13 protein-coding genes are annotated in these 13,194 nt (G+C 69.8%); 6 read left to right on the forward strand and 7 right to left on the reverse strand.

Translation table 11 applies throughout. The annotated features are described in order from the left end of the window. The first annotated feature begins 147 nt into the window (after nt 1-147). On the forward strand, nt 148-900 hold the full coding sequence (gene recO / locus BFN33_RS07235; protein WP_069759073.1) for a DNA repair protein RecO: 753 nt from the start codon (nt 148-150) through the stop codon (nt 898-900). Between the two features lie 19 nt (nt 901-919). Continuing rightward, nucleotides 920-1,768 carry an isoprenyl transferase gene (locus BFN33_RS07240; RefSeq protein ID WP_069759074.1) on the forward strand — a complete coding sequence of 283 codons (849 nt, stop codon included), beginning with the start codon at nt 920-922 and terminating at the stop codon, nt 1,766-1,768. Between the two features lie 31 nt (nt 1,769-1,799). On the opposite strand, the gene BFN33_RS07245 is transcribed toward BFN33_RS07240, so the two are convergent. The 5 genes from BFN33_RS07245 to BFN33_RS07265 form a co-directional block, all read right to left on the reverse strand. Continuing rightward, on the reverse strand, nt 1,800-4,154 hold the full coding sequence (locus BFN33_RS07245; RefSeq protein ID WP_069759075.1) for a M4 family metallopeptidase: 2,355 nt from the start codon (nt 4,152-4,154) through the stop codon (nt 1,800-1,802). 192 nt (nt 4,155-4,346) lie between these two features. After that, on the reverse strand, nt 4,347-4,763 hold the full coding sequence (locus tag BFN33_RS07250; protein WP_069759076.1) for a Fur family transcriptional regulator: 417 nt from the start codon (nt 4,761-4,763) through the stop codon (nt 4,347-4,349). A 58-nt stretch (nt 4,764-4,821) separates the two neighbouring features. Continuing rightward, nucleotides 4,822-5,724, reverse strand: a complete 903-nt coding sequence (locus tag BFN33_RS07255; RefSeq protein ID WP_069759077.1) for a metal ABC transporter permease — start codon at nt 5,722-5,724, stop codon at nt 4,822-4,824. After that, a complete protein-coding gene (locus tag BFN33_RS07260; RefSeq protein WP_069759078.1) occupies nt 5,724-6,500 on the reverse strand; it encodes a metal ABC transporter ATP-binding protein in 777 nt (258 codons plus the stop codon). The genes BFN33_RS07255 and BFN33_RS07260 overlap by 1 nt, the downstream gene beginning before the upstream one ends. Further along, nucleotides 6,497-7,444: a metal ABC transporter substrate-binding protein gene (locus BFN33_RS07265; protein ID WP_069759079.1), complete on the reverse strand. Its 948-nt coding sequence runs from the start codon at nt 7,442-7,444 to the stop codon at nt 6,497-6,499. Before BFN33_RS07265 ends, BFN33_RS07260 begins: the two co-directional genes overlap by 4 nt. 162 nt (nt 7,445-7,606) lie before the next feature. On the opposite strand from BFN33_RS07265, the gene BFN33_RS07270 reads away from it, so the two are divergent. The 4 genes from BFN33_RS07270 to BFN33_RS07285 all read left to right on the forward strand — a co-directional run bounded on the left by BFN33_RS07270 (nt 7,607) and on the right by BFN33_RS07285 (nt 11,380). After that, nucleotides 7,607-8,989 (forward strand): glycine--tRNA ligase, encoded by a 1,383-nt coding sequence (locus BFN33_RS07270; protein ID WP_069759080.1) that lies wholly within the window; start codon nt 7,607-7,609, stop codon nt 8,987-8,989. A gap of 82 nt (nt 8,990-9,071) precedes the next feature. After that, on the forward strand, nt 9,072-9,683 hold the full coding sequence (locus tag BFN33_RS07275; protein WP_069759081.1) for a LysE family translocator: 612 nt from the start codon (nt 9,072-9,074) through the stop codon (nt 9,681-9,683). A 59-nt stretch (nt 9,684-9,742) separates the two neighbouring features. Next, nucleotides 9,743-10,753: an aldo/keto reductase gene (locus tag BFN33_RS07280; RefSeq protein WP_069759082.1), complete on the forward strand. Its 1,011-nt coding sequence runs from the start codon at nt 9,743-9,745 to the stop codon at nt 10,751-10,753. 39 nt (nt 10,754-10,792) lie between these two features. Beyond that, entirely contained in the window at nt 10,793-11,380 is a 588-nt protein-coding gene (locus BFN33_RS07285) for a TetR family transcriptional regulator (RefSeq protein ID WP_069759083.1), read from the forward strand. Between the two features lie 18 nt (nt 11,381-11,398). Here BFN33_RS07285 and BFN33_RS07290 read toward each other — a convergent pair whose 3' ends face one another. Together BFN33_RS07290 and BFN33_RS07295 are read right to left on the reverse strand one after the other, a co-directional pair. Next, nucleotides 11,399-11,605: a hypothetical protein gene (locus BFN33_RS07290; RefSeq protein ID WP_069759084.1), complete on the reverse strand. Its 207-nt coding sequence runs from the start codon at nt 11,603-11,605 to the stop codon at nt 11,399-11,401. 98 nt (nt 11,606-11,703) lie between these two features. After that, nucleotides 11,704-13,131, reverse strand: coding sequence for an MFS transporter (locus tag BFN33_RS07295; RefSeq protein ID WP_069759085.1), 1,428 nt, complete (start codon nt 13,129-13,131; stop codon nt 11,704-11,706). Between the last annotated feature and the right edge of the window lie 63 nt (nt 13,132-13,194).

Genomic DNA, 13,194 nt, shown 5'->3' on the forward strand with positions numbered 1-13,194 from the left:
ACCCCATGGGGCCCGGGACCTTCAGGGTCGGCCGCCGACCGTGATCGGGCACACCGACGACCACGGTCCCCGCGTAGGCGAGAATGGGCTCATGAGTCTGTTCCGCTACGACGGCATCGCGCCGCGCACCCGGCGCGGAGGCGCGCGATGAGCCTCTTCCGGGACGACGGGGTCGTGCTGCGGACGCAGAAGCTGGGGGAGGCGGACCGGATCATCACGCTGCTCACGCGCGGGCACGGGCGGGTGCGGGCCGTGGCCAGGGGGGTGCGGCGGACCAAGTCGAAGTTCGGGGCACGGCTGGAGCCGTTCTCGCATGTCGACGTGCAGTTCTTCTCGCGGGGGAGCGAGCTCGTCGGGCGCGGGCTGCCGCTGTGCACACAGAGCGAGACCATCGCTCCGTACGGTGGCGGGATCGTCTCCGACTACGCCCGGTACACCGCCGGTACGGCCATGCTGGAGACCGCCGAGCGGTTCACCGACCACGAGGGCGAGCCGGCTGTGCAGCAGTACCTGCTGCTCGTCGGCGCCCTGCGCACCCTCGCCCGGGGCGAACACGCCCCCCACCTCGTCCTCGACGCGTTCCTGCTGCGCTCCCTCGCCGTCAACGGCTACGCGCCCAGCTTCAGCGACTGCGCGAAGTGCGGAATGACCGGGCCGAACCGGTTCTTCTCCGTGGCCGCCGGAGGCTCGGTCTGCGTGGACTGCCGGGTGCCCGGCAGCGTCGTACCGTCGCCGCAGACCCTGGAACTCCTCGCCGCGCTGCTTACGGGAGACTGGGAGACCGCGGACGCGAGTGAGCCGCGGCACGTCCGGGAGGGCAGCGGGCTGGTGTCCGCCTACCTGCACTGGCATCTGGAACGCGGGCTCAGATCGCTGCGTTACGTAGAGAAGCAACCCTGAGAGGGAGACGAGAACCACCATGGTCGTACGCGGGATCCTCGGTCGTCAGCGCCGTGAGTACAGGGCGCCCGAGCCGCACCCCTCCGGCGCCCGCGCGCCGAAGCTCCCCGGTGAGCTGATCCCCGAGCATGTGGCGATCGTCATGGACGGGAACGGCCGGTGGGCCAAGGAGCGCGGGCTGCCCAGGACGGAAGGGCACAAGGTCGGCGCCGAGCGGGTCCTCGACGTGCTCCAGGGCGCGATCGAGGCCGGCGTGAAGAACATCTCGCTCTACGCCTTCTCCACCGAGAACTGGAAGCGCTCGCCCGACGAGGTCCGCTTCCTCATGAACTTCAACCGCGACTTCATCCGCAAGACGCGTGATCAGCTCGACGAGCTGGGCGTTCGCGTCCGCTGGGTGGGGCGGATGCCCAAGCTGTGGAAGTCCGTCGCCAAGGAGCTCCAGGTCGCCCAGGAGCAGACCAAGGGCAACGACAAGCTCACGCTGTACTTCTGCATGAACTACGGCGGCCGGGCCGAGATCGCCGATGCCGCGCAGGCCCTCGCCGAGGACGTGAAGGCGGGCCGCCTCGACCCGTCCAAGGTCAACGAGAAGACCCTCGCGAAGTACCTGTACTACCCGGACATGCCCGACGTGGACCTCTTCCTGCGGCCCAGCGGGGAACAGCGCACCTCGAACTACCTGCTCTGGCAGAGCGCCTACGCCGAGATGGTTTTCCAGGACGTCCTGTGGCCCGACTTCGACCGCCGTGACCTGTGGCGGGCGTGCGTCGAGTTCGCGTCCCGGGACCGGCGCTTCGGCGGAGCCGTCCCGAACGAGGAGCTCCTCAAGATGGAGGAAGCGATGAAGGGCGAGCCGGAGGACTGACCTCCGACCCGCCCCGTCGTCGTTCAGGGAATCAGCTCGTCGTCACCGCCGTGTCGTCGATCACGAAGCTCGTCTGGAGCGAGGAGTCCTCGACACCGGTGAACTTCAGGGTGACCGTCTGACCGGCGAAGGCCGACAGGCTGAAGGACTTCTGGACGTACCCGGAGGCCGCGTTCAGGTTGGAGTACGTGGCCAGGGTCGTCGACCCGGCGGTCACCGTCAGCTTGTCGTACTGCGAGCTGGTGGTGGTCTCCGCGGTGTCGACGTGCAGGTAGAAGGTGAACGTCGTTCCCGTGCAGCCGCTCGGGACCGTCACCGACTGGGAGAGCGTGTCGGTGTGGGTGGAGCCGTAGCCGTCCAGCCAGGCCTTGTACGAGCCGGTGCGGGCGGCCTGGCTGCTGGAGTTGGTGATCACTCCGCTGCTCGCGGTCCAGGTGGTGCTGCCCGACTCGAAGCCCTGGTTGCCCAGCAGCTGGGTGGAGGTGCAGCTGCCGCCGCCCGACGAGCTCACCGTCCAGGTGAAGGACGCCGTACCGGTGGCTCCGGTGCTGTCGGTCACCGTGACCGTGGTGCTGTAGCTGCCGGCCGTGGTCGGGGTCCCGGAGATCAGCCCCGTGGAGCTGATCGACAGACCGGTCGGCAGTCCGGTGGCGGCGTAGGTCAGTGAGCCGCTGTTGGTGGAACTGGCCGAGACCTGAAGGCTCACGGCCGTACCGACGGTGGTGGACTGGCTGCCCGGGTTGGTCACGGTCACGCCGGTCGACGGCACGGTGATGTGGCTGCCGACGTTGATGCCCGCGAAGGCGTTGCCGACCCCGGCGTACTGCGCGGAGCTGGTGCCGTAGAGGGCGGCGGCCGCGTTCAGGGCGGCGGTGCGGGCGCCGGCGTAGTTGGTGCTGGACGTCATGTACGTCGTCAGCGCCTTGTACCAGATCTGCAGGGCTGCGGCCCGGCCGATCCCGGCGACGGCGACACCGTCGGAGGTCGTGCTGTTGTAGGTGACCCCGTTGATGGTCTTGGTGCCGCTGCCCTCGGAGAGCAGGTAGAACATGTGGTTCGCGGGCCCGGACGAGTAGTGCACGTCGAGGTTGCCGACGCCCGAGTACCAGCTGTCGGCCGAGCCGCCGTCCTTGCTGGGCTTGTCCATGTACCGCAGCGGCGTGCCGTCGCCGTTGATGTCGATCTTCTCGCCGATGAGGTAGTCGCCGACGTCGGTGGAGTTGTTGGCGTAGAACTCGACGCCGGTGCCGAAGATGTCGGAGGTGGCTTCGTTGAGGCCCCCCGACTCGCCGCTGTAGTCGAGGCCCGCCGTGTTGGAGGTGACGCCGTGGCTCATCTCGTGACCGGCCACGTCCAGCGAGGTCAGCGCGTGGGTGCTGCTGGTGCCGTCGCCGTAGGTCATGCAGAAGCAGGAGTCGTCCCAGAAGGCGTTGACGTACGCCGAGCTGTAGTGGACGCGGCTGTAGGCGGCGACACCGTCGTTCTTGATGCCGCTGCGGCCGAAGGTGTTCTTGTAGAAGTCCCAGGTCTCCTGGGCGCCGTAGTGGGCGTCCACACCGGCGGTCTGGGTGTTGGAGCCGGAGCCGGTGCCCCAGACGTCGTCGGCGTCGGTCATCAGGGTGCCGGTGCCCGACGTGCCGTTGTTGAGGCTGTACGTCTTGTGGCCGCCGCGCGAGGTGTCGTACAGCTGGTACGTCGAACCGGACAGCGTGGTGCCCATGGTGACCGTGCCGCTGTATTGGCTGTTGCCGGTGCCGGTCTCGATGCCCTCGAAGCGGGAGAGTTCGGCGCCGGTGGTGGCGTCGGTGACGACGTGCAGCTTGCTGGGCGTGCCGTCGTCCTGGAAGCCGGAGACCACGGTCTCCCAGGCGAGCTTCGGGGTGCCCGAGCCCGCCCAGATCACCTTGCGGGCGCCCTGCGCGGCGGGCTTGTCGGCGTCGAGCGCCTTGGCCGTCCTGAGCGCCTTGGTCTCGGCGGACGCCTTGCCGAACGTGGCGGTCGTGGACCTGACCGAGACGGTACGGCGGTTGTTGTTGAAGGTGGTGCTCAGCGTGCCCGTCGCCTGTGCGGCCGGGGGCGTGTGCACGACCAGGTCGCCGCCGAGGACGGGGAGACCGTCGTAGGTGCGCTCGTAGCGGGTGTGGAGGGTGCCGTCGTTGTCCTTGACGACGTCCTTGACGACCAGCTTCTCCTTGGAGCCGAGGCCGAGGGAGTCGGCGGTCGCCCCGGCCTTTCCGGACGCGCTCTTGATCAGTGCGGTGCGCTGGGCGGGGGAGAGCTTGGCTTCCAGGCCTCCGGCGCGCAGGGGGCTGGGGTGGGGGGAGGCCGGCCCGGCGGCGGCCGGGACCGTCTGGACGCCTACGGCGAGGAGGGACGCGGCGGCCACCAGGGACGCGGCGACGGCTGATCTTCGTGGGGAGGGTCTCACTCGTACTCCTACTGCTACGACGGGGTGGAGGTGCCGTGCGGGAACTGCGTGAGAGCTGGGGGGAGCGTCGCACCGTTGACCCGTCCATGTCATGCAAAGGAGGCCGAGACAAGGGTTAACCCTCGACTCGGCTGTGATTTCCCTGTGGGGTCAGGCCTGGGCGGCCGCGCAGTCCGCGCAGGTGCCGAAGATCTCCACGGTGTGCGCCACGTTGACGTATCCGTGCTCGGCGGCGATCGCGTCGGCCCACTTCTCGACGGCCGGTCCCTCGACCTCCACCGCCTTGCCGCAGATCCGGCAGACCAGGTGGTGGTGGTGCTCGCCGGAGGAGCAGCGGCGGTAGACGGACTCGCCGTCGGAGGTGCGCAGGACGTCGACCTCGCCCGCGTCGGCGAGGTTCTGGAGGGTGCGGTAGACCGTGGTCAGGCCGACGGCGTCGCCCTTGTGCTTGAGCATGTCGTGCAGTTCCTGGGCGCTGCGGAACTCGTCGACCTCGTCGAGGGCCGCCGCCACGGCGGCCCGCTGCCGGGTCGCGCGGCCCTTCACGGGCGGTCCTGCGGTCGTCACGGGTTCCTCCTTCGATCGGCCCCTGCCGGGCCATTGTGCCAGCCCGGCCTGTGCCGGGTCAGACGCCGACGGGGCCGTCCGCCTCCCGGCCGGCCGGAATCGCACACTCCGCGGGGTCCGCGGCGGGGCGCGCGGCGGCGGCCGCCCGGGCCCGTCGCCTGGCCAGCGGGGTGGCCAGACCCGTCAGCACGACGAAGGCCGCGATGGTCAGCAGCACGATCGTCGCGCCGGGCGGCACGTCCTGGTAGTACGAGGTCACGGTGCCGCCGATCGTCACCGTCACGCCGATCGCCACCGCGATCGCGAAGGTCGCCGCGAAGCTCCGGCTGAGCTGCTGCGCCGCCGCCACCGGCACCACCATCAGCGCGCTCACCAGCAGCAGCCCGACCACGCGCATCGCGACGGTCACCGTCACCGCGGCCGTGACCGCCGTCAGCAGGTTGAGCGCCCGCACGGGCAGACCGGTGACCCGCGCGAACTCCTCGTCCTGGCTGACCGCGAAGAGCTGCCGGCGCAGACCGAGGGTGACGAGCACCACGAACGCGGCGAGCAGACAGATCGCGGTCACGTCGGACTGACTCACGGTCGACAGGGAGCCGAAGAGATACGACGTCAGGTTGGCGTTCGAGCCGCCGGGCGCCAGGTTGATGAACATCACGCCGCCGGCCATACCGCCGTAGAACAGCATCGCGAGGGCGATGTCGCCGCGGGTCCTGCCGTACCAGCGGATCAGTTCCATGAGGACCGCGCCGAGGACCGAGACCAGGGTCGCCATCCACACCGGCGACCAGGAGAGCAGGAAGCCGAGACCGACGCCGGTCATCGCGACATGGCCGATGCCGTCGCCCATGAGGGCCTGGCGGCGCTGGACGAGGTAGATGCCGACGGCGGGGGCGGTGATGCCGACCAGGACGGCGGCGAGCAGCGCCCGCTGCATGAAGGCGTAGTCGAGGAAGTCCATCAGCTCAGCAGTCCCGTGCGGATCGGCGCGTGGTCGTGGGGGTGGACGTGGTCGTGGCCCGGCAGGGCATGCTGGCCGACCGCGCGCGGGGGTGGGCCGTCGTGCTGGACGCAGCCGTCGCGCAGGACGACCGCCCGGTCGATCAGGGGCTCCAGCGGGCCGAGTTCGTGCAGCACGAGCAGGACCGTGGCGCCCTGGGCGACCTGGTCCCCGAGCGTGCGCGCGAGCACCTCCTGGCTGGCCAGGTCCACGCCCGCCATCGGCTCGTCCATGATCAGCAGTTCGGGTTCGGCGGCGAGCGCGCGGGCGATCAGCACCCGCTGGTGCTGGCCACCGGAGAGGGCGTCGACGGAGTCCTTCGCGCGGTCCGCCATGCCGACCAGCTCCAGGGCCCGGCGCACGGCTTCCTTGTCGGCCCTGCGGAGCACGCCGAAGCGGGCGCGGGACAGGCGCCCGGAGGAGACGATCTCGGTGACGGTCGCGGGGACGCCGCCCGCGGCGGTGGTGCGCTGCGGGACGTATCCGACCCGCGCCCAGTCCCTGAACTGCCCGCGCGGGGTGCCGAAGAGCTCGATCCGCCCTGCGGACAGGGGCACCTGGCCGATGATCGTGCGGATCGCGGTGGACTTGCCGGAGCCGTTGGCGCCGAGCAGCGCGACGACCTCACCGCGGCGCACGGTGAGGTCGATGCCGCGCAGGACGGGCCGCGAGCCCAGGTCGGCGCGGACTCCGCGCAGGGCGATGACGGGCTCGGTCATGCCGTCCTCCGGTGTCATTTCGTTCCCAGGGCGCTCTGCAGCGCCTTGAGGTTGGCTTCCTGGACCGCGAAGTAGTCCTTGCCGCGGGACTTGGCGGTGATGCCCTCGATGGGGTCGAGGACGTCCGTCTTCAGCCCGGCGTCGGAGGCGATGGTCTTCGCGGTCTTGTCGCTGACGAGCGTCTCGTAGAACACGGTCGTGACGCCGTCGGCCTTCGCCATCTTCTCAAGGTCCTTGACGCGGTCGGCGCTGGGCTCGGACTCGGGGTCCAGGCCGTTGATGGCCTCCTCGGTGAGGCCGTAGCGCTCGGCGAGGTAGCCGAAGGCGGCGTGCGTGGTGATGAAGACCTTGGTGGCGGTGTTCTTGAGCCCGGTCTCGAACTCGGTGTTCAGGGCGTCGAGCTTCTTCACCAGGGCCGCGGTGTTGGCCTTGTAGTCCGCCGCGTGGTCCGGGTCGGCCTTCTCGAAGGCCTTGCCGACGCCCTCGGCGACCTGGGCGTAGCGCACCGGGTCGAGCCAGATGTGGGGGTCGAGGCCCTTGAGTTCGCCGTTCGCGTGGTCGTCGTGTTCGGCCGCGTGGCCGCCGACCTCGTTGCCGTGCTTCTCCAGCTCGGTGAGGGAGGCGGCGTCGATCTTGGTCTTGATCTCGGACTGGCTCACCGCGTCGTCGACGGAGGGCTGGAGGTTCTTGAGGTAGAGCACCGCGTCGGACTCCTGGAGCTGCGCGGTCTGTTTGGCGCTGATCTCCAGGTCGTGCGGCTCCTGACCGGGCTCGGTCAGGCTGGTGACGCTCACATGGTCGCCGCCGATCTGCTCGGCGAGGAAGGCCATCGGGTAGAAGGACGCGACGACGTCGAACTTGCCCGTGCCCCCTGCGGCGGCGCTGTCGGTGGAGCAGGCGGAGAGGGCGGAGAGGGCGGCGGCCACGGCGACCGCGGGTATGAGGTGACGTCGTACGTTCATGACAGTCATTTTCATCAAATATGGAAACCGTTGTCAACAAGCTGGCTGAGCGGTACCGATTTGATTGGGGGGCAGCCTCCGCCGGTAACCTGAAGCATTCGCTCTGAAGCACTGCTCCGTAGAGATTGCTTCGTCGCCCGTCGTCGTAATGAAGAGAGCACCGTGGCCGCCGACAAGATCGACACCATCGTCAGCCTGAGCAAGCGCCGTGGCTTCGTATTCCCCTGCAGTGAGATCTACGGTGGCCAGAAGGCCGCCTGGGACTACGGACCGCTGGGTGTCGAGCTCAAGGAGAACCTGAAGCGCCAGTGGTGGCGTTACATGGTGACGTCCCGCGAGGACGTGGTCGGTATCGACTCGTCCGTGATCCTTGCCCCCGAGGTCTGGGTCGCGTCCGGTCACGTCGCCACCTTCTCCGACCCGCTCACCGAGTGCACCTCGTGCCACAAGCGGTTCCGCGCGGACCACCTGATCGAGGCCTACGAGGCCAAGCACAAGCGCGAGCCGGAGAACGGCCTGGCGGACATCAACTGCCCCAACTGCGGCAACAAGGGTCAGTTCACCGAGCCGAAGCAGTTCTCGGGTCTGCTCTCCACCCACCTCGGCCCCACGCAGGACACCGGCTCCATCGCCTACCTGCGCCCCGAGACCGCGCAGGGCATCTTCACCAACTTCGCCCAGGTGCAGGTCGCTTCGCGCAAGAAGCCGCCGTTCGGCATCGCGCAGATGGGCAAGTCCTTCCGCAACGAGATCACGCCCGGCAACTTCATCTTCCGCACCCGCGAGTTCGAGCAGATGGAGATGGAGTTCTTCGTCAAGCCGGGCGAGGACGAGAAGTGGCAGGAGTACTGGATGGAGCAGCGCTGGAACTGGTACACGGGCCTGGGTCTCCGCGAGGAGAACATGCGCTGGTACGACCACCCGGCGGAGAAGCTCTCCCACTACTCCAAGCGCACCGCCGACATCGAGTACCGCTTCCAGTTCGGCGGCAACGAGTGGGGTGAGCTCGAGGGTGTGGCCAACCGCACCGACTACGACCTCACCGCCCACTCCAAGGCCTCCGGCCAGGACCTCGCCTACTACGACCAGGAGGCCGGCGAGCGCTGGACGCCGTACGTCATCGAGCCCGCGGCGGGTGTCGGCCGCGCGATGCTGGCGTTCCTGCTCGACGCGTACGTCGAGGACGAGGCGCCCAACGCCAAGGGCAAGCTGGAAAAGCGCACCGTGCTGCGCCTCGACCACCGCCTGGCCCCGGTCAAGGTCGCGGTCCTCCCGCTCTCCCGCAACGCGGAGCTGTCCCCGAAGGCCAAGGGCCTCGCCCAGGCGCTGCGCCAGAACTGGAACATCGAGTTCGACGACGCCGGCGCCATCGGCCGCCGTTACCGGCGCCAGGACGAGATCGGTACGCCGTACTGCGTGACGGTCGACTTCGACACGCTCGAGGACAACGCGGTGACGGTCCGCGAGCGGGACACGATGAAGCAGGAGCGGGTGTCTCTCGACCAGATCGAGGGTTACCTGGCCGGCCGGCTCGTCGGCTGCTAGCTCCACCCGTTCGTCTTTGGCCCCCGATACAGGTCTCGCTTTGGCCCTGTGTCGGGGGCCGTTCCCTGTCCAGGCTGGCCCCATGAGCCTCGCCTTTCTCCTCACCACCCTCGTCGTGGTCGCCACTCCCGGTACCGGGGTCGTCTACACGCTCGCCGCCGGACTCTCCCGTGGTCCTCGCGCGAGCGTCGTCGCCGCGTTCGCCTGCACGCTCGGGATCGTGCCGCACGTCCTGGCCACCGTCACCGGGCTCGCCGCACTGCTGAACGCGAGTGCGGTGGCGTTCCAGGCGGTCAAGTACGCCGGGGTCGGCTACCTCCTGTACATGGCCTGGGCGGCCGTGCGGGACAAGGAGGTCATCGAGGTCGACCAGGGCGGCGCGCCCCTGTCCGCGGGACGTGTGATCGCCCGGGGCGTTCTGATCAACCTCCTCAACCCGAAGCTGACGATCTTCTTCTTCGCGTTCCTGCCGCAGTTCGTCAGTCCGACCGAGCCGCACGCCCTGCCGCGCATGCTCGTGCTGAGCGGGGTCTTCATGCTCGCGACCTTCGTGGTCTTCGCCGCCTACGGGGTGCTCGCGGCCTCGGTCCGCAGCCATGTGATCTCCCGGCCCCGGGTCATGGCCTGGCTGCGGCGGAGTTTCGCGGCGTCCTTCGTGCTGCTCGGAGCCAAGCTGGCCACGACCGACGCGTGACCGTCCATGACAGCTGACAGATATTGATATCTGTCAGCTGTCATGGCAGGGTGGACGGCATGACGATGCGAACCCGAAACCTCGGAACCACCGGCCCCCAGGTCTCCGCCCTCGGCCTCGGCTGCATGGGCATGTCCGGCATGTACGGCGAGACGGACCGCGCGGAGTCGATCGCCACCATCCACGCCGCCCTGGAGGCCGGCGTGACCCTGCTGGACACCGGCGACTTCTACGGCATGGGCCACAACGAACTGCTGATCAGCGAGGCACTGCGCACCGCTCCGGCCGCCCTGCGCGAGAACGCGCTGGTCAGTGTGAAGTTCGGCGCCCAGCGCGACCCGGACGGCGCGTGGCTCGGCTACGACGCCCGCCCGGCCGCCGTGAAGACCTGGGCCACGTACTCGCTCCAGCGCCTCGGCGTCGACCACATCGACGTCTACCGCCCGGCCCGGCTCGACCCCCAGGTACCGATCGAGGAGACGGTCGGCGCGATCGCGGAACTCGTCGAGAAGGGGTACGTCCGCCACATCGGGCTGAGCGAGGTCGGTCCGGAGACCATTCGCCGGGCCGCCGCCACCGCCCCGATCGCCGACCTCCAGATCGAGTACTCCCTCATCTCCCGCGGCCCCGAGCGGGAGATCCTCCCCGTCCTGCGCGAGCTCGGCATCTCCGTCACCGCGTACGGAGTGCTCTCCCGCGGGCTGATCTCCGGCCACCTCACGGCAGGGCGGTCACTGGCCGCCGACGACTTCCGCGCCCACTCGCCCCGCTTCCAGGGCGAGAACCTTCAGCACAACCTCACGCTGGTCGAGGCCCTGCGCAAGATCGCCGAACAGAAGGGCGTCACGGTCGCGCAGATCGCCATCGCCTGGGTGCTCTCACGAGGTGACGACCTCGTGCCGCTGATCGGCGCGCGGACCCGCGAGCGGCTCGACGAGGCACTGGGCGCCCTGGACGTCACCCTGGACGCCGCCGACCTCGCGGCCGTCGAGGACGCCGTACCCGCGGACGCGGCGGCCGGAGAGCGGTACCCGACGCACCAGATGGCCATGCTCGACAGCGAACGATGAGCGGCGAACGGTGAACACCGTGCCAGGTACGGTCTAGGCATGCCACCGAGCACCGAGACCCTGACCGCCGAGCGCATCCTCGAAGCCACCGAGGAGGTGCTGCGCCGCCACGGCCCGGCCAAGGCCACCGTGGTCGACGTGGCGCGCGCGCTCGGCGTCAGCCATGGCAGCGTCTACCGGCACTTCCGGACGAAGGCGGCGCTGCGGGAGGCCGTGACGAAACGGTGGCTGGACCGGGCGACGGGCGTCCTGGCCGCGATCACCGACGCGGACCGCGACCCGGAGGCCCGGCTGCGGGACTGGCTCGCCGCGCTCTTCGAGGTCAAGCGCCGCAAGGCGGGCGACGATCCGGAACTGTTCGCTACGTACACGGTCCTGACCGGCGAGAACGTCGAGGCGGTGATCGAGCACCTCACCGAGCTGACCGACCAGCTGACCCGTATCGTCCAGGACGGCATCGACGCGGGCACCTTCACCGTCACCGCCCCGGACACCACGGCCCAGGCGGTCTTCCAGGGCACGGCCATCTTCCACGACCCCGGCTATGCCCGTGAGTGGGAGAAGCCGGGCGCAGAAAGGGAGTTCACGGCGCTGGTGGACCTGCTGGTACGGGGCCTCAAGGCCTGACCGCCGCCAACCCCGCCGCTACGTCTGCGACGGATCCACCGTCGCCTGATGCGCCTCCGCCAGGTGTTCCTCCGCCTTCAGCCAGGGCAGGAACTGCGCTCCCTTGCGCCAGCCGCAGGTGTCACATCTGATCGTGCGTTGCGCGCCCTTGCGCTGCACTTGGACCACGTGTTCGCGGCCGTGCTGGTCCCAGCGGCTCACCCTGCTCGTGTTGATCTGCAACATGTGCCTCGCCTCCGGCTAGGAGTGTGCAGCAAGAACAACATCAACAGCAGTATCTTCACGGGGCGTTCGCCAGGACTTGAGCGTGGCCTGCGGCCCGGTCAGTCGATCGTGCGTGGCAGACGCAGACTCAGTACGCCCGTCAGGGCCACCCCCGCCAACTGGACGAGGAGCGTGGTCACCAGGGCGTCCCGCATGCCCATGCCCGGCGCCAGGGCGAGGAAGAGACTGCCCAGCGTGGCCACGCCGAGGGCCAGGGAGACCTGCTGGGTGGTGACCATCACGCCGCTGCCGACGCCGGCCCGGGCGGGCGGCACCTCGGACAGGACGATCCGGAAGACCACGGGCAGTTGGAGTGCCTGGCCGACTCCGGCGATCGCGCCGCCGGGGAGCAGGGGAAGCAGCCCGAGGTCCGGCCAGGAGGAGTGCGCGGCCAGGATCATCAGGCCCAGGCCGACCCCCTGGATCAGCGCGCCCGCGGTCACCACCCGGGTGCCGTGGCGGGCGATCAGCCGCGGTCCGGCGACCGACGTGAACAGGAACGTCACCGCCAGCGGGACCAGCGCGAGACCCGCCTGGACGGGGCTGCGGCCCGCTCCCTCCTGAAGCGCCACCGCGATCACGAACATGAAGCCCGCGAAGCCCATCGAGAACGGCAGGATGAGCAGCAGACCGCGGCGCAGGGACACCAACTGGAAGAGGCTCGGCGGGACCAGCGGAGTGCGGCCCCCGCGGTCCGCCCTGAGCTCCACCGCGAAGAACGCCCACGCCAGGAACGGGAACGCCGCCAGCGACAGCCACGTCCACAACGGCCAGCCCGCCGCCCTGCCCTCGGTCAGCGGGGCCAGCAGCGCCAGCAGCGTCGCCGCCAGCAGGACCGTGCCCGGGCCGTCCACCGGCTCCGGACGGGGGGAACGGGTCTCGGGGACCGTACGGGCCGCGAGGAACAGGCCGAGCAGGACGACCGGCACGTTCACCAGGAACGTCGCCCGCCAGCTCGTGCCCGCGATGTCGGCCGCCACCAGGACCCCGCCGAGGATCTGGCCCGCCACCATGGCGAGGCCAGCCGTGGCGCCGTACAGGCCCATCGCCCGCGCCCGGCGGGGTCCGGCCGTCGCCGACTGGATCGTGGCGAGGACCTGCGGCAGCATCGCCGCCGACGCGGCGCCCTGGGCGACCCGCGCCGCGACCAGCGTCCACGCCGTCGGCGCGAGCCCGCACGCCAGCGAGGTCAGCCCGAAGGCCAGCATGCCGCCCAGGAACAGCCGGCGCCGCCCGAAGAGATCGCCGAGGCGGCCGCCGAGGACGAGAAGGACGGCGTACGCCAACCCGTAGCCCGCCACGACGAGTTCGAGGACCGACTCGCTCGCGGACAGGTCCGCGCCGATGGTGGGCAGTGCGACGTTGACGATGAAGAAGTCGATGAGGGGGAGTGCCGCGGCGAGCAGCACCGTGAAGAGTCCGAGGCCGCTCAGCTCGGGTGGCGCGGCGGCGCGGACGGGGCGTGGAGTCGTGGTTTCGGTCGTCACGGCAACGAGCCTGCGCCTCCCGCCAGAGGGGTACCAGAGTCTTCTTATCCTGGTAGAAGAACC

Origin of the sequence: Streptomyces sp. LUP47B, assembly GCF_001746295.1 — a bacterium.
GTDB lineage: Bacteria > Actinomycetota > Actinomycetes > Streptomycetales > Streptomycetaceae > Streptomyces.